The sequence below is a fragment of the Nitrospirota bacterium genome, from assembly GCA_016235245.1.
Classification (GTDB): Bacteria; Nitrospirota; Thermodesulfovibrionia; order Thermodesulfovibrionales; family UBA6898; genus UBA6898.
Window position 1 is genome coordinate 20324 of record JACRLO010000009.1, and the last position, 20676, is coordinate 40999.

Below are 20676 nucleotides of genomic sequence, written 5' to 3' on the forward strand. Positions count from 1 at the left end.
AACCTCCTATCAGTGGATTTCCAGACAGAAATAGTCTGGGATTAGGGAAAGCTGGTTTTCATCAATTCCGGGGGCCTCTGTTATAAGAAGCCCCTCCTCCTTTACCTCTATCCGATAACCTGAGACAGATAGCCTTGAGATGTTGTTTGCTTCAAGATACGTCGCTATACTGAACTCAAGATCGGGCAGTTCACCGGCAAGCCTTCGCCGGTGGTACAACTTGCGCACCAACCGCGACAGCTCTGTTCGTGTCATCGACTGCATCCTCCAATGCTTTGTGAATGATCTGGTTGACTAACCTTGTCATAGGGATCTTCATTTCCTTAGACCTTCTGTAGAGAACCGGGATGTACTGCTCTGATATTTTGGGGCTATACATTTTCACCTCGCTTTCTATTTGGGAATTTATAGATATCCCTTTTCTTTGAGTGATACATAGCCATCTCCTATGATCACGTGGTCCAATACTGCAATCCCGATAATCTCTCCGGCCCCTTTGAGGTTTTCAGTTATCGAAATATCATCGCGGCTTGGTGTCGGATCTCCTGATGGGTGGTTGTGAATCAGCAACAAGGAAGCTGCTGAAGAGAGCAATGCGGTTTTGAATACTTCCCTTGGATGGATAAGAGAGCCGGTCATGGTCCCTGCTGATACCCTGTCTATGCAGAGTATTCTGTTTTTTACGTCCAAATGCAGAGCAATAAAGTGCTCCTTTGTCTCCTGTTGCAAAAAACTGAACAGGCTAAAAACTGTTTGAGCATCACTGATGATTTTTGAAACGTATTGCTCAGTTCCCTCCTGGATGGTCAGTTTTTCATAGACTGCCTTGATTACTTTGAAGTGTGTAGTGCGGCTGTTTTCTAAAAGAACTTTCGGCATACCTCCTCCTAATAGCAGCTGTGGCAATAGGTCTGGATTCTCCCTCCGCCTATTGATACGATGATGAGTGTGTTGGCCAGGTTATGGCCGACGGTGCAGAAATGTCCGCAATCGAGCCTGATTCTGTTGCCTGACAGAAGCAAGGCCAGATCACTGCTTGCAATCTCTTTGCTCATGGTTTTCACCTCCTTTTGGTTTTAATACCCTGATTGCCGGAGACAATATGAAGGAAAGGCGCAAACGTGCGACTGGCGTGGAATCAGAAAATAGATTTCCTTGACTGTCAAGACCGATCAATTGGCCCCGGCAATCAGGGTATTAGAGGAGGGTTATAGAAGAAGATTTGAATACGTCTTAGTTCATACAGGCAAGGCGGGATTATATTTCACTTTTTTTCATTTGGGGTCTTGACAGGATTTTCGGGCTTATTAAAGCGCCAAGGGGCGGAGAAGAAGTGACATACTTTTCCTCCGCCCCGTCTGGCAATCCTAATGAACCTTAATTTTTGAGAAGAGCCGCTTCTTGATCCGGCATTCTGGACAGGTGCCCAGTATGTTGCTACCCTGATCTTCTGTTTTATTCCAGATCAGTCCGCACTCCTGGCAGACACCTGTTTTAGGCATATAAGGCTCATTATGATCGGCGTGTTTCTCTTCACCGGCAAATGCCAGTGAAAGGGCCTGGGCTACTGCTGTCTCTTCTGCTCCTTCCAGAACATAAGTCTTCCGAAAGATAAATCGACTCTCCGAAAGTGCTGGAGCATGCCCAGTGAAGAAACGGGCTGGATTTGCAACGTCCGGGGTGACTGTTGCCCGGTAGAATGGCCATCCGAGCATCTCGACCTGTTCGGTCCAGATGCAGCCATTGGGGTGCTGCTTGTTAAAGAACATAAGCCTTTCGGCTACCGGCAGTGTTTGTTTTGTTTTTGTTTCTGTTTTTGTCTTAGGGGGTTGTTCCTGAGACATAACATTTGGGATTAATGATTAACTATGGACAGTAGCACACTGGCAGAATCTGTCAAGAGGAGGAGAATGAATTGAGGAGGAGAATGAATAAAAAGAAGGCCGAGCTTCAGTGAGCCTCGGCCAAGCTTTGAGGATGCAATATCTACTTTTCTTTTCTGACGCCCTTGAATGGCTTATCATCAGCCTTCTGGTCTGCAAAGCGGCCGGTGTCGCTATCACGCTTTATCCAGCGGTCGTTCTGCGGATTGTGCGTCTGACTACGATCTTTTACAGCACCGATACGATGACCGTCCCCATAGGGTTTGTTTTTTGCCATTGATTAGCACCTCCTTTTTTATATGATTTCTTCGTCGCCTGCATCTACGTCTTCACTGCTGGCTTCCAGATCGAGCATCTTGATCTCCGGAAGGGATGAACCGATGATACCCTGCATATCTCCGTACATCCCTGAAGTGCTCATGATTACCTTTTCAATCTGACGCTCTCGTTTCGCCCACATTTTTGTTGTCGCCCGTTTTTCCTTATCAAGGTCCGCTTTTATGGTAACGAACGCCTCAACAATGGCCTCGACTTTATGTCTGAAGGACGGACCTGATAGATAGTTGTAAAGAAGTTCCATTTTTTCGTCCTTATTTGTAATCGATAACGTCGCCTGATTGACCTGTATCAAGGTAGACCTAAGGAGTGCTGCTACATGGGTGGCGATGGCCGGGGTGGTTACCCATATTCCTTCGACTTCGCCAAAGGTATGCATACCTTTTGGGAGTGCCTCCGTAACGATGACAGCGATCTCCGCTCTCACTTCTCTCTGATCGTTTTTCAGCTTTTCGATCCATCCGTCGCTCCAAGCCTTTGTCCTCTTTGTCTCCCATATGATGGTTCCGCAATTCTGACCTGCGGAACTTATCACCCTTTGAAGGATGTCGGCGCCTCTCATGCCTTTTGACACCGGCTCGACACAATCGAATGGAAAGCAGGTTTTCAGCAGCACCTCAATGTCCAGTTCCAGCACCTCGCCCTGTGTCTGCATTGAACCTTGTTCAGCCTTCCTCTTGAGATCATCTATTGTTTTTCGCATGTCATCAAGCTGTTTGTCTTTTTCAAGATCCTTCATCCTGTGATTCTCGGTAAACTGCTCTACAGCCTTATCTCGAATCTTCTCTCGTTCCTCATCTATCTTCCTGGCCACCTCCAGCTCAAGACTTTTCTGACGATCATCGAGTTCTCTTGCCTTCTTCCTGAGTTCCAGTTCGTTATTCTGAGATTCTTTCAGTCTCTGGTCTTTTGATGCAATTTGCCCTTGAAGATCCTTGAGTTCCAACTTCATGGCAGATTCAGCCTCTGCCTTCGCGGTTTGCCTCAGCTTTGTCTCTTCAATCTTCAGCTGCTCCGCCACCTGCTGAGCTACCGTGTTTCTTGCGACCTCGATTTCTCTGAGCTGTCCTGCAACCTGCTTCTCCCTTTTAGTGATGGCGAGTTCTCGCTCACGCGCTTCAATCTCAAACTCTTTCTGCAGCCCCTCCCTAATCTGGTGAGAGAGTGTTTCTGTCAGCGGTATTTCTTTGTTGCAATGGGGACATAGAATTGTCTGTTCCACTTTATTCATCCTCCTATGCCGCCATCTTCAGTGGGGGCATAACCTCTTCAACATCATCAGGTTTCTTTGTTCCATAAATGACCCAGTCTGCTGCAATGCGTCCATACGTCTGAAGGCAGCTGATAATTCGGTCATCAGCCTCAATACCTTCAATATGCAAATGATCCTCGACATCTTCGTTAAAATAGGCATAACTTACATACCTCTCAATACAAGCTTCTTCGGAGAAATCTAACTCTTCCATCCTGACCTCCTCATCAGTACACGCGTATTCCTCTTTCTTCGCACAGTCTGCAATGGAATGCTAGGGGCCTGATTTCCAATATATTGATTTTGTCAGTGGTAGTCTCTCTCTTCTCCATATGAACGCAGAGTGTGTAATAGATCTCTTCCGGAAAGATGTCACTCCCACAGGAGCTGCATCTGATATCGCTGGTATTTTTAGTTCCCTTCGTTGTTGATAAGGTTAAGTCGATCATGCCATATGCATTGCAAAGGTAATGCCAGGATCGAAAAACAGCCAATGTTTGGCATTTAACGAAAATAACCTATTCATTTATAAGAGTTTTCGCTGGAACGTTTTGAGTCTGGGATTCTTGGCCATGTTCTTTAATATGATGTTTATGATAATAATTATTGTAATTAACAAGATTATTTGTGTAATATTCAGCATGATTAATAAAGTCTTATTTGCTTGGATAGGCAAAACCGACCTGCGAGCCTCGCTGGGGGAACTGGGGGATGGGCTTGGACCAATCGGCCAGGCTGTCAGCAAGCGCTCTTTTTCCTGTATTGCCCTTATCTCAAATTACAAAAAGGAAGAAGAAAAGCATTTTATAGATTGGCTTAAAACGAAGACATCTGCTCTTGTCCTTAGACATCATGTGGAATTATCCAGCCCTACAGACTTTAAAGAGATTTACGAGTCTGCTACAAATACTATAAATGAAGTAAAAATGAGACTCGGGTCAAAAGAAATGCAGCCAACTTATCACCTAAGCCCCGGCACACCAGCTATGGCTGCGGTATGGATACTTCTCTCAAAGACATCACACCCCGCTGAACTTATAGAATCTTCACAGGAGAAGGGAGTAAAGACCGTATCCCTACCTTTCGAGATATCGGCTGATTATGTTCCCGATATTCTGAAGCCCGCTGACGATGAAATTCTTAAGCTTACCCAAGGCCTACCTCCTGAGTCTCCTGAGTTTGGGGCAATCATTCATCGCTGCAAAGAGATGAAGCGAGTTATCGCTCAAGCACGAAGGCTTGCTGTCCATGATGTCCCTGTTCTTATACAGGGAGAATCCGGCACTGGCAAGGAGCTTTTCGCTCGTGCTATTCATACGACAAGTCCAAGGATGGCTAATCCCTTTGTTGCAGTCAACTGTGGATCAATACCGCCTGAGCTCGTAGAGTCTGAGTTTTTTGGTCACACAAAAGGTGGCTTTACGGGGGCGATTTCCGATAGGAAGGGCTATTTTTCTGCCGCTGATGGAGGCACCCTTTTCCTTGATGAAATCGGAGAGTTGCCCCTTCCTGCACAGGTAAAGCTTTTGAGAGCAATACAAGAAGGCATGATCACTAAGGTCGGCTCCAGTAAGACGGAGTCTATTAATGTAAGAATCATCGCAGCGACCAACCGAAACCTTATAGAAGAGGTTGCATCAGGGAGATTCAGGGAAGACTTATTTCACCGTATTGCCGTTGGCGTACTGTATCTACCGCCACTTAGAGACCGTCACGGAGATCTTAACCCAGCTATCGAGCACATCCTTGAAAGTATTAACCGAAAGTTCGAGGATAGGCCAGGCTGGAAACATAAGAATATTTCTGCAGGCGCAAGAAATCTTATGCACCAACACCCTTGGCCAGGCAATGTCAGGGAACTCTATAATACTCTTTCGCGGGCTGCTATCCTGATCGCAGGTGAGACAATAGAAACTGACGATATCCGTGAGGCATTATTCCCTGTGAGCAGTTCTCAAAATAACCAAGAAAAAATGCTAAATCGCAATCTGGGCAACGGTTTCAGCCTGCCTGACATGCTTTCAGATGTGGCGCGTCACTATTTGAAAAGAGCGGTTGTGGAAAGCAAAGGAAATAAGACAAAGATTGCCTCGCTGTTAGGCTTATCAAACTACCAGACGGCAAGTAACTGGTTAAAGAAATATGGGATCGAGGAGTGATGGCACGACGATTGCTTTATAATCAATTATCATGGAGAACAGTCATCAATGAATGAAAAAGAGACGTGCAAGCAGATAATTGAACCGGCACTGCAGAATGCTGGCTGGGATTTAGAAGCACAGCTACGCATAGGTCCGGGTCGCGTCAATCTCACTGGCGAAACACTTACTTCAATGTACGATGAGACGCAGGCAATTATTGCAGACTATCTCCTTCGATATCGTGGTATCCCTCTCGCCATTTTGGAAGCTAAGGCAAAGTCTGAAGACGCGGCCGACGGCATGCAACAGGCATCACGCTACGCGCACCGCTTATTAATTCGTTTCTCGCTTGCCTCTAACGGACATCATTGGATTCTTACTGATAACGATACCGGAAAATACGAAACGCTAACAACCCCACCTACACCTGAAGACATAGTTGGGCGAATGGGTGTCAACATAGACTGGGACCGGTGGGCAAGTTCCTTTATTGCTGGCCTTCATGTTGACCAGGTTTCTCGCAAAAAGGTCCGCCCATATCAGGAAATGGCGATTGCAAAAACACTATGGCAATTTGCGCAGGGCAATCCACGTGCCCTTTTGTTGATGGCAACAGGCACAGGCAAGACATTCACTGTATTTCAGCTCATTTGGAAGATGCTGAACAGCAATGCTCTTAAACGTCAGCATATCCTATTCCTTACCGACCGGAACAGTCTTAAAGATCAGGCCTATCGGGCATTTGCTGCTTTTTCGGCGGACGAACGGGTCACTATTGATAAGGAAACTATATCTCAGGGCCAGCATCTTGTCGGCAAGATTTTCTTCGCCAACTATCAGAATCTCGATGAGGAGTTAAATGGCAAAAAGCTCTATGAATACTACGATCAGGATTTCTTCGATCTTGTCGTAATTGATGAGTGCCATCGGTCGGGTTTCGGTGACTGGTTTGGCGTGCTGGAGCATTTCAGCGGTGCACTTCAGCTCGGACTGACTGCTACGCCGCGAGAACTGGAAGAAGCCAGCCGGCCGCTGACCGCTGAAGAAAAACGGCGAGACACTTATGATTACTTTGGTGAGCCTATTTATATCTACAGCCTGAAACAGGCTATTGAGGATGGCTATCTTGTTCCTTATCTACTGGAAGAACGTATTACTAATGTTGATGAGGCTGGCTACACCGGTCCTGACGGCAAGCACTATACAACTGCAAACTTTGAACGCGATATTCGTATGCCTGACCGGACAAAGGCGATCGCTGAAGATCTTTGGGAAATTTCTGGAAAGTATGGGCTGCGCGATGATAAAACAATTATATTCTGTGTCGACGACACTCACGCAGCATTCATGGCCCAGGAGTTACGCCGCCTCTCCGGCGATAATGACTACGCAGCTCGTATCACTCGGGCTGAACGAAATAGCCATCAGCTTGAGCGCAATTTTGCGATTGTTGGTCCCAGTAATCCGCGTGTTGCAGTTACTGTGGATCTTTTGACTACCGGTTATGATGCCCCTGATGTAAAAAACATTGTCTTTGCGAGACCGCTGCGCAGTTCAATTCTCTACAAACAGATGAAGGGACGCGGCACCCGCCTTTGCGAGGACATTAATAAGCGCTACTTCACTATTTTTGACTATTCGGGTGCAAGTCAACTTGAAGATGCCGAGTTCGATGGACATCCTGCCAACCAACAAAAGGGAACGCTGCCAAAGTCCAAACCCAAAAAGAAGAGTGAAGACTCAGCTCCTAAGCCGGTGGGGGAAGGTGTCTCAGTCATCATTTCGGCTACAAATCGATACATCTGCCTTGCAGATGGCCGTAAGATTCCCTTTGAGGAATACACTGAGCAGTCCCGAGAGTTCATCTTGGATGTGTCTACTAAAAGCATCGATGAATTGTTATCCATCTGGATTGACAAGAAAAGTCGTCAGGAGCTTCGTGAAGAGTTACGCGATCATGATATATATCCATCGGCTTTTCGTCATTACCTGGAATTGCCGCAGACTGATGATGTCGATATTCTTGCCAAGATTGGATTTGACCTGGTCCGTGTTCCTACCCGCCATCAGAGGGTAGACAGGTTCTGGCAGAAGGATAAAGCATGGCTGCTTTCCCACTTTGGGATGGCACTTCCTAAAACAGCAGAGATCATTCCTTTTCCAAAACCGAATCCGGTTTCTCTTCCTTTGGCTGCCGAAGCTCCGGCAATCTACAAAACAGATGGTCAGCATAAACTTGAATTCTGGGAAACCGCGTTGGACCATTATGCACTTTTCGGAATAGACGACCTGGAGCAAGCGCGCACCTACGGCGCACCCCAGTTTGTCGATCAGTTCGGCAGCTTTCAGTCACTGACCCGCCATTACGGCGGTGCTCAATTATTAAAAACAGACTTAGAGGCAGTAAAAAAACATCTCTATGTCCCAATGAAGGCATAATTAAGGAAGGCTCAAAATAATGACCAAGAAGATAGATCATCGTCGTCAGGAAGTCCAGCAAATCGTCAAGAATGCCTGCGACCAGCTTAATGCAGAAGGCGTGGATGCACGCAATTATGTGGAGCAGCTGGCCTGGCTGTTTTTCCTAAAGGCATTTGATGAGGCTGAAGCGCGTCGCGAGGAAGAAGCATCCTTTGATGATAAGCCGTATGAACGTCGGCTATCAGGTAATTACGCTTGGTCGGCTTGGGCTAGGGATACAGACCATCCTGACGAGATGTTGGAATTTGTTACGGGCAAGCTCTGGACGAAGCTCACCAGTCCTGATCCGAAGAAAGGTTTGGGCGATGATCTGTTAGCCCAGCGGTTCCGCCGCATTTTCGATAATGTGCGTAACTATTGCCGGCGAGGCGTATCTTTTGCAAAGGTCGTCCAACAGGTCGATAAGCTGCACTTTGCCGATGACACAGATGTGCATGTGCTGTCAGAGATTTATGAGGACCTCCTGAAGCGCGTTGCAGCTGACTCGGCTGGGTATGCAGGTGAGTTCTATACCCAGCGGCATGTTATTCGTGCAATGGTGGCGGTTGTTCGACCGAAGTCAGGTGACCGGGTATACGACCCCTGTTTTGGTACAGCCGGATTTCTTGGAGAGGCTGCAGACTTCATCCGCAAGAATGGCTCGCTTAGCGGTAAGGACCTTGATAATCTCCAGAAGAACACTTTTTACGGTATGGAGATTAAGCCACTCACTTACCTGCTCGGTACCATGAACATGATACTCCACGGGATCGAGGGTGCTAATCTGGAGCTGACCAATACATTGGAAATCCACAGCCAGAATGTCGGAGAGAAGGATAAATATAGTGTAATTCTTGCAAATCCTCCCTACGGTGGCAAAATGGATCAGACTATGCAGACTAATTTCCGTGTTAAGTCCGCTGCGACGGAATGCCTCTTTGTCCAACACATCATGGCCAACCTGGCCAAAGGCGGCCGCGCTGGCGTGGTCATTCCGGAAGGGGTGCTATTCCGTGGTGGGCCGGATCAGAAAGTCCGCAAGGAATTGATCGAGCAATTCAATGTCCATGCTATCCTCTCGCTTCCTGCAGGATGTTTCTTGCCATATACAGGCGTAAAAACCAATGTCATTTTCTTCGACCGGCCTAAGGACGGATCGGGAACAAAGAACGTCTGGTTCTATGAACTTACCAACGATGGATTTGAGTTAAAGCAGACTCGTAAATCTATTGAAGGCAATCAGATCCCAGATTTCCTTTCCAAGTGGGAGAAACGAATTGAGGGAGAGAACTCCTGGACAGTTCCCGTGGAGCAGATCATTGAGCGTGGTTACGATCTTTCAGCTAAGAACCCGAATCGGAAGGACGATTACGAGCACCGGCCAGCACTGGAGTTGGTGCAATCTATTAAAGCCAAGGAAAACCGAATCATGGAGCTTCTTGATGAATTGGAAGCAATCCTGGAGGCTAAGCAGTGACGGCATGGCCTTCAAAGCCGATAGGCAATCTGTGCAACTTGATCAATGGGCGTGCCTTTAAGCCCTCAGATTGGGGTGTATCAGGATTGCCTATTGTTCGGATTCAAAACCTTAATGACCATTCAAAACCTTTTAACCTTTATAAGGGCAAATTTGTCGAGAAGCATCTTATCGATAATGATGCAATCTTGCTTTCATGGTCCGGTACTCCCGGGACATCTTTCGGATGCTTCCGATGGATGCGAGGCCCTGCGATATTAAATCAGCACATCTTTAAGGTGATCGTTAATGAGGAAATAATAGATGGTGATTTCTTCATTTATGCCGTTAATAGTAAATTGGAAGAGATGATTCGCCAATCTCATGGTGGTGTTGGTCTTCAACATATCACGAAAAGTAAATTGGAGGCAATCCGACTTCCCGTGCCACAGCTCGTAGTGCAGCGCCGCATTGTTGCTCGCATTAAGGAGTGCCTGGAACGGATAGAGGAGATAGAGAGCTTACGTGCTACGACTACGCAGGAGCATGACTTCTTATTGGAGTCTTTAATCGAGGCTGAGTTCCAGCAAGTCGATGGAGAGCCGGTATCTTTGAGCGAAGTCTGTTCTATCACGTCGATCCTTGTTGATCCACGAAAGGGCGCATATCTCGATCTGCCGCACGTTGGGGGAGCGAACATAGAGTCAAAGACTGGATGGCTGCTCGACATCAAAACATCGCGTGGCGAAAAATTAAAGTCGAGCAAGTTCGTTTTCGATGAAACAATGGTGCTCTATAACAAGATACGACCTTACCTTATGAAGGTGGCGCGTCCTGACTTCAAGGGGCTATGCAGTGCAGATATGTACCCTTTGGCACCAAACCAGGATAGGCTTACGAGAGACTACTTATTTTACTTGCTGTTGTCTCGAAACTTTACACAGTATGCGATTGGTGGATCAAACCGAGCGGGTATGCCAAAGGTGAATCGTGAACATCTTTTTGCCTACAATTTTATATTACCTCCAGTGGAGCAACAGGTTCGGCTAACTCAAGTAATGGATTCAGCAGCCTCCGCCATCGGAGAGCTTTGCAGTGATATGCGTGCCAGTGCCTTGGAGTCATCGGCTCTTCGACAATCCATTCTGCGTAAAGCTTTTGCAGGAGAATTGTAACCATTATGGCTTATCCACCGTCAGTAAATGTGATCTCGCAATTAATATTTCGTATTCGAGAAGATAAGATACCTGCACATGAAATGGGCGTGGCTCTTGCCGCGCTTATCTATCTGCGCTGGGCCGACTTTCAGGAGTCTGAGCAGGAGGCTATTGCCGCCTTTGACGATGTTGAGTATGAGCCTGTCTTGCCCGTTTTATTGCACTGGCGGACCTGGCATATGTTTTCGCCAAAAGAGGTTCATGAACTTTTCAGAGGACGTCTCCCCCAGATGTTAGAAGGCCTGAATAATTCCCGCTATAACCATTTGGCGACTCATCTGCACCGTATTGCCTCAGCTGTGAGACTTCTGGGTCAGCTATCCCCAAGTTCGCTTGATGTGATGATCCGTTGGCTTGCTGACCAGCCCTTTGAGACTCAGAGCAACCGCCGGGCCTTGCTGGATGTTTTTGACTCATTGTTGCAGATGCTACTTGCAAATAATCAGTATGCGAATAATCGGTTCTTCGGTGAGTTTCATACGCCTGCCCATATCACGCGACTGCTTATTGAAATAGCCTCACCAAACTCTGGCGAGAGTGTGTATGACCCATGCTTTGGTACATCGGGATTTCTTACAGCGGCATATGACTACGTAACGGGCAAGAAGAGTAATGGATTTAACCGTAATGGCGATCCACTGCTTAGGATAGCGGGCGTTGAAATAAACTCTAACGCATATTTAATCGGTCTAACCCGTCTTGTACTCGCCGGCGTTGATGATCCTCAGCTTGAGATGGGAAATAGTCTTGAGCGTCTGCCTTTTAGTAATCCACAGCGCGATGGCTTTGATCTGGTAATACTTAATCCTCCTTGGGGAGGGCGGCAACATCCATCGGGATTAGACCACTTCCCTGTGCGGACCTCAGACTCTACAGGTTTGTTCATCCAACATTCTCTTTCACAGTTGCGGCCCCAGGGGCGGGCTGTAATCATTGTCCCTGAAGGTTTTCTTTTTAGGGGCGGTGCGGAACAACGACTGCGAAGAATGCTTTTGGAACAGCATGCTGTTGAAGCGGTGGTTTCCCTGCCGACGGCAGCTTTTATGCCATACACATCGATAAAAGCGAGTATCCTTGTGCTCAAGCGAGGAGGTCAAACAAAACAGATTCGGATGTTGAATGCTGATTCCTATTTCAAAAAAGGAAAAGGAAGGCAGCCTGCAACTATATCTGACGACAAGGTATTACAGCTTGCGGAGGATCTGCGTTCGCTTCAAGCCACTGAAAATAGCTGGGATGTGGATATCGCAGCGCTTGCTGAGGCTGAATGGGACTTTTCTCCCCGCCGTCGTGATAAAGCCGGATTGTCTGGCGTATTAGATGCGCTTCGATCAAAAGTAGAAGTGCAGCTACTCAGGGAATGCTGTAATATCGTTGTCGGGCGAGCCGTGAAGTCAACAGATCTTATAGATAATATCGTTAACAAAGATTGGGTCAACATATTAATTCCATATGTCCGTATCAAAGATGTGCAGCGCGGGCAGGCAACAAAGGGTTCTTCCTGGTTATCTCCGGAAGCGGCTTCTTCTGTGGAGGCCAACTGGAAGCTCCGTGCTGGTGATGTTTTACTCTCTAAATCCGGCACTATCGGAAAGACGGGAGTAGTACGAAATGGCGCTGTCGGCGCTATCGCCGCCTCTGGCCTATTTGTCATCCGACCTGATCAGGACCGGATAGATCCCTATTTTCTCCTTGCATACTTTGAAAGCTCAGAGTGCCGCGCATGGTTTGCTTCGAAGGCGCGAGGAGCCACTATACAAAACCTTTCTAAAAACGTTCTCGATGAACTGCCAGTCCCTGTGCCGCCATTGCAGATGCAGCATCGCGTTGCTGAAGAATACCGGGACAATAAGGTCGACGCGCTGACGTTCCTGAGCAAGCTGATGACCGAAGGCGAAAGCGATCCTATTGTTGAGTGGCTTGATAAGTTCTATACAAACTTCCCAGCTATTACGGATTCTTTTAATGATCCGCGCGATCTTACTCTCTTGGATCGCCTATCCGACGAAGTTCGTTCCATTCGCAATGCGACCGCACATGACCGATTTGGTCGAGGGGATGCACACCTCGTGGCATGGCTACTCAAATTCAATGAGGCTCTGGCTGGCCTGCGTGGAGTGAAGAGTATTCCTCGCGGTTCCGGGTTACTCAGCGTATTGCAAGAGTCGACTCGTCAAATGGATAATGTGATGCAGATGGTTAGAGGGCAGCAGCGTGAAGAACACATGGCTCAAACCCTGACCAAACTTGTTCAAGAATGGTTAGTTATGGTGAGCTCAGCTTTGTTAAACGATGTAAAGCTAATCTTGAGCACGGAAACAGGATCGTTGAGAGCGGGGGAAATGCTGGATATTTCACTCCAGGTCGATAACCAGGGTCCTTTGCCGCTTCGAGAGGTGCTCATAACTACCTCGCCTGATTTCGGCCACGGTGAGTTTAATTTTCTTGCAGAAAATTCGAAGATTGCAGTTAATCTGTCTGGTGTCGGCCCAAAGGTGACCGGAACTTTCACAATTGTAGCAGATTGGTCTGCCCTAACTCTTGACGGGCAACGAGTGACGGGCTCACGTGAGCTTGCATTTGAGATCAGAGAAGCAATTACTTTATCTGCTGAACCTGTCATAGATATGGGCGGCAGTCCGTATGTTTGCGGAGACCCGGTCAAACCGGATCGCAATGACGTATTTTTCGGTCGTGAGGAATTATTGGATCAGATACGCCGGCAGATCATGCTGAGTGGAAATGTAGTTTTACTTGAAGGGAACCGAAGGGCTGGCAAATCTTCCATATTACGTCACCTTGAGGGGATAGAAGCCGTTCCTGGCTGGCTGGGTGTATACTGCAGCCTTCAAGGTACGGAGGGAAGTCGGGAAGGTGCGGGCGTACCTACGGTAGAGGTTTTTCGAGGTATCGCGATTAGCATTGCGACAAGCTTACAAAGGCTTGGAGCTGAGACACCGTTGCCGGATGGGTCTATTCTTCCCCCAGGGAAAAGACTCGGCATTACCGATGCTTGTATTGCTGGAATCAAGGAGACCTCCCCATTCTCGTATTTTCGTGAGTATATCGAGATTGTTCTTGAAACGCTCGCACAGAAAAAACTTGGGCTGCTGTTAATGCTGGATGAGTTCGACAAGCTTCAGGAAGGTATTGATAGCGGTATCACATCCCCTCAAGTTCCTGAGAACATACGGTTTCTCGTTCAGACCTATCCGCATTTCTCTGCAATACTCACAGGCTCACGACGACTGAAACGTTTACGAGAAGAATATTGGTCTGCATTATTTGGACTTGGGACACGTTTTGGAGTCACCTCTCTGCCACCTGATTCGGCAGGGCATCTTGTGACGGAGCCTGTAAAGGGGCGGCTAACCTATTCAAAGGAAGCTGTTGATCGCGCTATAACGCTGACTGATAGGCAGCCATACCTTTTACAGTGCCTCTGTAATCGAATATTCGATATGGCCGCACAGCTCAAGACTCGTTCTATTACACTTGATTTGGTCGAACGCGCCGGAGATGCATTGGTTGAGGATAATGAGCACTTTGCAAGCTTATGGGATTATGCCGGCTCAGATCGCCGCCGCTTTATTCTTGCTCTCTGCCAGCGAGAGGGGAAGAGTCCTGACTCCTTCCGTTTGGGCGTTATTCAGGAACAGCTGGTGAATTGTGGAATTGAGGTGGAGGACGAGAGGATTATAGCTGATCTCGAGTTTCTCCGAGAATTAGAGTTGATCGACCTTGTAGGGGAATCTTACGTTCTCTCCATTTCGTTAATGGGAACGTGGATTGAAAGACAACAGGACTTTGCTGTCCTTATGAGTAAGGCAAGGTCTGAAACGGAGGATCTACATGAGTGATTTAACATTTCCAATCCTGGGGACAGACATTCCGCCAATGCTTGGCCGGACCAAGATTATGCAGAGACTTTGGAGTGACCTGACGAAAGCCACACCCAGCAACCTGTCCATAATCGGTCCAAGGTTCGTTGGCAAAACCGTAATTATGAATGCCCTATCGCAACGAGCAGAACGCGAAGACTCACCCTATGAGTTTGTGCTTTACTGGCATCTTGGCCATGATACTCCAAGATCTGATAGTGACTTTATTACTCAACTTTGCGATTTGCTTCAAAAAAAACTGGCGTCTATTGATAATAAATATGCTGAACATGAAGCATACCTTGGTAAGCACTCGTATAACCACCTTAAGGAGGTTACTGACTTACTTACTTATGATGCTAAGCCTATTCTCATGATTTGGGATTGTTTAGACAAACCATTAGGTCAAGGGAATATATCCGGCGACCTCTGGAACCAGATGCGAGGAATATTCTACGGAACGCAGCACAAAATAGTTACTGCAACGCGAAAGCCTTTAAGCGAGCTCATTCGAAGTGAGGACGCTCTTGATAGCCCATTCTGGAATATCTTTGATATGAATCTTGTACGTGTCGAAGCCTTCGATGATGCTGATTGTGAAACAATTATAAACACACTACATAGTCATTCTTTCCAGCCAGGCGCTAAAACCGAGCTAATTAACTGGTCTTCTGGTTTTCCTCCTTTTTTTCTTGGCTTGCTGAATCATATAATTGCTGACAAGCCTAACGGATCTATTGACAATGCATGTGTGAATAGTGCGGCATCAAAAGCTGCAGAAACTTTATCTCCTATGATTAGTGCGCTTTGGGTGGATTGCCCAGCTTCTGCTAAAGATATCTATGTTCACTTAGTGGAGCGTGGCGACCTGCCATTAAAAGATATCGGGAAGGATGCCCGGGCTTGTTTAATTGAAAAAGGTTTTGCAAAGGAGTCTGGCAACAAGCTCGCATTCTCAAGCCGAATGTTACAACAATATGTTGTGGGTTCTGGTTCCGACACAGGAAGCATGGCTCGACTGTTCGGAACTTGGGATGATTACAGGTCAAATATCCGAAGTCTGTTGGAACGTCGACTTGCCCAAATAGCACGTTTTGATGATCGCTTGTATGTTTTCGTTGCCCGCGCGATTCAAGATATCCCAGACCTCCCCGACGTTTGTCTCAATCATCTAACAAGCATTGAAGAACGTGCCCTTGATCTGATATGGCAACGTGAATTTGGGTCGACAAAAACGATACCCCAAAATCTTATCGATTTTTGGGCTTATGCTGCACCTTCAGACAAAACCGCGCAGCGCCTAAAAGAGCAGGCTGTTACATCCGTGCCCCCTGATCGCTGGCTCCAGTGCGGCATTTTGCAACTCTTAACAGGAAGTAAACAGGGAGTCGATTATCGAGCTCAACATGTAACGAAGGATACGTATGTCTTAATCAATGCGTTGCACAGCTTTCGTAATCGAAATCAACACTCCGAGGGGCAGGACATGCATGTCGGCGTCGCCGTAGCTGCGATCACGACCTGCTTGGAGCTCTTGTCGTGCTTGGAGAGGGAGTTGGCACCATGACTTATTCTTTATCGTCAGGCAATTTCAATATTGTGTGGCTTAACATTTTTGTTTAATAATTTAATCTTATTGGAGGGGCTGTTACATGTACGACAAAATTAAAGAAGAAATAAAACAGGATTATTACAAGCAAAACTTCCCGAACGAGGGGCAGAGATTTGTCGCTTGGTATTTAATGAATATCCATCTGAGGGATAAGAATGAGACCAAAGATTGTATTACTGATGGACCAGACGATAAACAGATAGACGCAATCGTTATAGATGACGATAAGGCCACAGTATTTGTGATTCAGGGTAAGTTTATAGGGTCAGACAAAGTCGATGCTGCTCCGTTACGAGAGGTGCTTTCTTCCTGGATACAGCTTAAAGATCTCGTGAGACTTCAGGAAGTGGGGAATATTAAGCTTAAAAGAAAGCTGGCTGAAGTAGCGACTGCTCTTGAGGATGATTACGATGTCTCATTTGAGCTTATAACTACTTCTTCACTTACCGATGCTGCTAAAACAGATTTAGCGACTTTTCAGGAGCAACTTGCAAATGCAGAAGACCTTGCGGCGACTATCCATCTTGTGGACCAGGATGAACTAAGGCGTCGTTATGATATGGCACTTGAAAAGGACAACCCCAGTATTAGGCATACGATAAAACTCGAACCGAATAAATACCTGAAAATGGACGTTGGAGGAACACAGGCAGTTCTGGCTGCTATTCAATTGAAAGACTGCCTAAGTTTTCCGGGAGTTAAAGATGGAACATTGTTCCAAAAGAATGTGCGTCAGTCTCTTGGTCTTAATAACGCTGTCAATAAGGGTATTAAGAACACGATATATGGAGACAAGCACCGTGATTTCTTCTTTTTTCATAATGGGATAACAGCTATCTGCAATAAAATGACGTTCAATGCTGAGAACAACCTTGAGCTCCAAGGGTTAAGCGTCGTGAATGGTTGCCAGTCCCTAAACACTATCCTGTCATGTAGTGAACGCGTAAAGACTGTATTAGATACATACATAATGTTCAGATTTTATGAGATCCCGCAAAGAGACAGGGCTGATAGAATCAGTATTTCCACTAACTCCCAGAGCGCTGTTAAGCCTCGTGATTTGCGAAGCAATGACAAGAGAGTGCTCAATCTGAAAAGGGTCTTTGAACAGAAATATGCAGCTGGGTATTTCATAACAAAAAGGGGAGAAGCCCCGCCCGCGGAAAAAGACAGGAATTATGTTCTGGATCTTTCTGACTTTGGAAAATACCTTATATCATGGCATTCACAACGGCCCAATATCGCCTATAGCGAAGCCAAAATATTTGATAAGTATTTTGAGCAGTTATTCAAACGGAATGAAGAGTATAAACCTGAAAAGGCACAGGCACTTAATTTTTGGATGACTGAGATTATGAAAGGATGGGTCCCCGCCAATCCATTGGGATTGAATGAATCGTTGTTGGCCATGAAGGCGTATGCGCCGTTCCATCAGCTCTATGCGACCTCTATATGTTTTTCAAAATCGAATAACCAGATTGATCGAGTGCCTAATCCATTTGCATGCTGGGAGCGAGTACAAAGCAAGGGCCTGGTTGAGCAAATAGTGCAAATTGCGGGAACATGTCTCAATACTGCACTTGAAGCTGCGGCTAATGAGCCCTTGCCTCAAAATCGAGTCTTTAGCCCTCAAAACTGGATAAAAACTAAAACTTGCCTATCGGGAATAAATGCTGCCGTCGGCCAGTATTTCGCAATGCTCCCCTCAATGCCCGGAGGAAAAGAGCTGAGCAAAAATCTCAGAGAATCGCTTGCCCTACCGGTGGAAGATTTTGAATACAGATGGGCAGCCGATTGAAATAGACTCCTTATTAAAATAGATCGCTTTGGATCTGATGTTGATGAGGCCATTAAAGAAAAGAGGTGATTAGATTGCAGAAAATACTATTTTTGAACGTCGGTTGGATGAAATACTACACAGGGATCACAGACGATCAGATTGTTGGCGGCGGGTCTTTTGTTCAGGAGCATGGATTTGGACACGAGATTTTTAATTATCAGTCTTACAGTGGTCACTTGTATGGCTATGTGCAACCAGTAGGAAAGACGATAAGAATAGAAAGACTTGGAGCATTAGAACAAGACGCATCTATCAATGACGTCCTTGTTGTTTGGGTTTCAAGATCGCCTGTAGGAGGGGTTTATATAATTGGATGGTATAAGAATGCAATAGTTTACAGAAATTGGCAACATGCTCCGAGAAATTCAAATAGGACACATAAAAATGAAGAGCTCGGTTTTTTTGTTGAAGCAGGAGAGGATGATTGCACGTTGTTGCCGTTAGACAAAAGGATATTTCAGATACCAAGAGGGGAAGGAGGAATGGGACAATCAAATGTTTGGTACGCAGATCAAAAAGAACATATTGGATTTAAACAAAGTGTAACGGATTATATTACTCAAAACAAGCTTCCCCAGGATTACAAAACAAAAAGGACTGCTCAGGGAAAACCTTGGCAGACTGATCCATTTAAAAGGCAAGAAGTGGAAAGAGCTGCTGTTAAACTAACAATAAATTATTATACACACTTGGGCTATTCTGTAGATTCTGTTGAAAAAGATAATGTTGGCTGGGACTTAGAAGCATCTCTCAATGAAAGAAAATTGAAACTCGAAGTTAAGGGATTGTCTTGCGAGGAGTTAATAATTGAGCTCACACCAAATGAATATGTAAATATGAAAAAACACAAGGACAGCTATAGAATATGTGTTGTTACAAAAGCACTTAGCAAACATGCTTCTCTGTCAGTTTTCTCATTTTCGCCTGAAAGCGGAAAATGGGAAGATGAACAGCAAAGACAATTAAAGCTCGTTGAAATTATTAGTGTCAGAATGAATGTTTAATCGCGAAATATATTTTTAGCGCCTATGTGTCCGCGCTTGTTAGCAATTTCTTTCCTCTATCTCCCTGACTAAATCTGCAAGATTGCCATTTTGGAATGAGTTGTCATTGCGCCAATTGCCTGAGCCACGCTTCTGAACAGTATATAATCCCGTAACTTGGTTATGAACCACCCGGTGCAGAATTCGACCATAACGCGTCGCACAGCCATCCTCAACTCGCCAGTCGTGAATATCAGAACGAATTGCCCCGATCCTGGCCAAGAACTCAGAACACGATTGATAACGTCTCTGCGGATCTATACTGCACGCCTTCGATATTGTGCGCCTGAGCTGTTCGCATACCCAAGGCGGCAGGGAGTTGATGTCGACTATTTGACCACGGACGATACGATTTTTTATAACATTAGCCGCATATATTTGTTTGTCAATTGGATCTGGTAGCAGACGGTATTCTCGCAACTGACGAGCATTGAGCCACGCTGATTCCTCATACGGTAATGCACCACCAAGAAGCTGGAACATTACAACACCAACCTGGTAAAGATCGCTTGAAATCCCATACATCCTTGAACCGATGGACTCAGGTGGACGGTATATAAGTGAATGCCCCGAGCCTGGAATTGTGTGCTGACCGTCAGGCATTCGTTTCACAGAACCAAAATCACCGATGACAGCACGATCATCATCTGATAGTAAAATATTCTGAGCTTTCAAATCTCGGTGAAGAAGTCTTCCGGCGTGCAAATGACTTAATCCTGACAAAATGTCTCTGCTTAGATTGATTGCTCGAATGTTTGCGTGGATGCCACGACACATTTCATCGTCAAGATCGCCCCTGTGATAAAAGGGCGTCGCAAAGTATGCGAAATCACCGTCGACAATGGCTGCGTGCATCACATTGATGACATTAGGAGAATTTAGTCCACTAAGGTATCTCGGCTCGGCATGGTATAAAGGATCGCCGGACCAGTCGTAGAACTTAACCGCTACGCGTTGCTCGTGTACAATGTTAGTGCCAAAGAATAGCCAGCCGCAACTCCCCTTGCGGCTTTGCTTATCGAACGAGATGCTAACAGAAAGTTCCCTCAATTTATCCCTTATGGGTTCGGGGATTGTCAGCGTATCGAGGTTAAGTGGTGGCATGCATTATGGAAGTGCCGCGAAAGCAGTTTCAAAAGCAAATTGCTGGTATTTTCTAATGCCTGTTGGAATGACTGGAGTGTAATTTCGTTGTGCTGCAGCTATCGTTTGGGGTGAGAACAGCGATACGGGGCAGCCTGCATATAGTTGAATTACGCCTTCTAACTTAAAACTTACAGGTCCACCCGAAAATTCACCGCGCTTGTTTCGTTTCTTTATCGCGATAGTCTCTACACCATTTTCTCTCAGGAAGGCATATGCCGTATCCTGAAAGGCTTTAACCTCTTCAGGATTTTCATCATTTGCCAGAACGATCTTTGGCGGATTTACTGCAATATGGGAAAAACCATTTTTTGTGCCGTTTAAAATCACGAGGCGCGCTTCTGAGGCTGCCATTTCCATACCACAAACTATCATCTCTTTCCCCCCCTAAGATAGTGTTAGAGCTATGTTC

Annotated in this window: 17 protein-coding genes; 8 read left to right on the plus strand and 9 right to left on the minus strand. The window is 46.2% G+C overall.

The window, feature by feature from the left end:
* Nucleotides 1–9: 9 nt before the first annotated feature.
* The 7 genes from HZB31_04415 to HZB31_04445 all read right to left on the minus strand — a co-directional run bounded on the left by HZB31_04415 (nucleotide 10) and on the right by HZB31_04445 (nucleotide 3685).
* Nucleotides 10–255: a hypothetical protein gene (locus HZB31_04415; protein MBI5847183.1), complete on the minus strand. Its 246-nt coding sequence runs from the start codon at nucleotides 253–255 to the stop codon at nucleotides 10–12.
* A 150-nt stretch (nucleotides 256–405) separates the two neighbouring features.
* Nucleotides 406–879: a DNA repair protein RadC gene (gene radC, locus HZB31_04420; protein MBI5847184.1), complete on the minus strand. Its 474-nt coding sequence runs from the start codon at nucleotides 877–879 to the stop codon at nucleotides 406–408.
* 8 nt (nucleotides 880–887) lie between these two features.
* Complete coding sequence (locus HZB31_04425) at nucleotides 888–1055, minus strand: hypothetical protein (protein ID MBI5847185.1); 168 nt, start codon at nucleotides 1053–1055, stop codon at nucleotides 888–890.
* Nucleotides 1056–1367: 312 nt separating this feature from the next.
* Entirely contained in the window at nucleotides 1368–1769 is a 402-nt protein-coding gene (locus HZB31_04430; protein MBI5847186.1) for a hypothetical protein, read from the minus strand.
* Between the two features lie 217 nt (nucleotides 1770–1986).
* Nucleotides 1987–2160 carry a hypothetical protein gene (locus HZB31_04435; GenBank protein MBI5847187.1) on the minus strand — a complete coding sequence of 58 codons (174 nt, stop codon included), beginning with the start codon at nucleotides 2158–2160 and terminating at the stop codon, nucleotides 1987–1989.
* 18 nt (nucleotides 2161–2178) lie between these two features.
* Nucleotides 2179–3441: a DUF2130 domain-containing protein gene (locus tag HZB31_04440; protein ID MBI5847188.1), complete on the minus strand. Its 1263-nt coding sequence runs from the start codon at nucleotides 3439–3441 to the stop codon at nucleotides 2179–2181.
* 13 nt (nucleotides 3442–3454) lie between these two features.
* The gene (locus HZB31_04445) at nucleotides 3455–3685 is read right to left on the minus strand and encodes a hypothetical protein (GenBank protein ID MBI5847189.1); all 231 of its coding nucleotides are present in this window, start codon (nucleotides 3683–3685) and stop codon (nucleotides 3455–3457) included.
* A 427-nt stretch (nucleotides 3686–4112) separates the two neighbouring features.
* Between HZB31_04445 and HZB31_04450 the strand changes: the two genes are divergently transcribed.
* The 8 genes from HZB31_04450 (at nucleotide 4113) to HZB31_04485 (ending at nucleotide 19082) form a co-directional block, all read left to right on the plus strand.
* Nucleotides 4113–5630 carry a sigma 54-interacting transcriptional regulator gene (locus HZB31_04450; GenBank protein ID MBI5847190.1) on the plus strand — a complete coding sequence of 506 codons (1518 nt, stop codon included), beginning with the start codon at nucleotides 4113–4115 and terminating at the stop codon, nucleotides 5628–5630.
* 48 nt (nucleotides 5631–5678) lie between these two features.
* Nucleotides 5679–8051 carry a DEAD/DEAH box helicase family protein gene (locus tag HZB31_04455; protein MBI5847191.1) on the plus strand — a complete coding sequence of 791 codons (2373 nt, stop codon included), beginning with the start codon at nucleotides 5679–5681 and terminating at the stop codon, nucleotides 8049–8051.
* A 19-nt stretch (nucleotides 8052–8070) separates the two neighbouring features.
* Nucleotides 8071–9549 carry an SAM-dependent DNA methyltransferase gene (locus HZB31_04460; protein MBI5847192.1) on the plus strand — a complete coding sequence of 493 codons (1479 nt, stop codon included), beginning with the start codon at nucleotides 8071–8073 and terminating at the stop codon, nucleotides 9547–9549.
* Nucleotides 9546–10703: a restriction endonuclease subunit S gene (locus HZB31_04465; protein MBI5847193.1), complete on the plus strand. Its 1158-nt coding sequence runs from the start codon at nucleotides 9546–9548 to the stop codon at nucleotides 10701–10703. Before HZB31_04460 ends, HZB31_04465 begins: the two co-directional genes overlap by 4 nt.
* A gap of 5 nt (nucleotides 10704–10708) precedes the next feature.
* Complete coding sequence (locus HZB31_04470) at nucleotides 10709–14605, plus strand: N-6 DNA methylase (GenBank protein MBI5847194.1); 3897 nt, start codon at nucleotides 10709–10711, stop codon at nucleotides 14603–14605.
* Nucleotides 14598–16193 carry a hypothetical protein gene (locus HZB31_04475; GenBank protein ID MBI5847195.1) on the plus strand — a complete coding sequence of 532 codons (1596 nt, stop codon included), beginning with the start codon at nucleotides 14598–14600 and terminating at the stop codon, nucleotides 16191–16193. The genes HZB31_04470 and HZB31_04475 overlap by 8 nt, the downstream gene beginning before the upstream one ends.
* Before the next feature lie 85 nt (nucleotides 16194–16278).
* On the plus strand, nucleotides 16279–18036 hold the full coding sequence (locus HZB31_04480) for an AIPR family protein (protein MBI5847196.1): 1758 nt from the start codon (nucleotides 16279–16281) through the stop codon (nucleotides 18034–18036).
* 74 nt (nucleotides 18037–18110) lie between these two features.
* Nucleotides 18111–19082 carry a DUF3883 domain-containing protein gene (locus HZB31_04485; protein MBI5847197.1) on the plus strand — a complete coding sequence of 324 codons (972 nt, stop codon included), beginning with the start codon at nucleotides 18111–18113 and terminating at the stop codon, nucleotides 19080–19082.
* Nucleotides 19083–19121: 39 nt separating this feature from the next.
* On the opposite strand, the gene HZB31_04490 is transcribed toward HZB31_04485, so the two are convergent.
* Together HZB31_04490 and HZB31_04495 are read right to left on the minus strand one after the other, a co-directional pair.
* Nucleotides 19122–20225 (minus strand): protein kinase, encoded by a 1104-nt coding sequence (locus HZB31_04490; protein MBI5847198.1) that lies wholly within the window; start codon nucleotides 20223–20225, stop codon nucleotides 19122–19124.
* A gap of 3 nt (nucleotides 20226–20228) precedes the next feature.
* A complete protein-coding gene (locus HZB31_04495; protein MBI5847199.1) occupies nucleotides 20229–20624 on the minus strand; it encodes a DUF3010 family protein in 396 nt (131 codons plus the stop codon).
* Nucleotides 20625–20676: the final 52 nt, after the last annotated feature.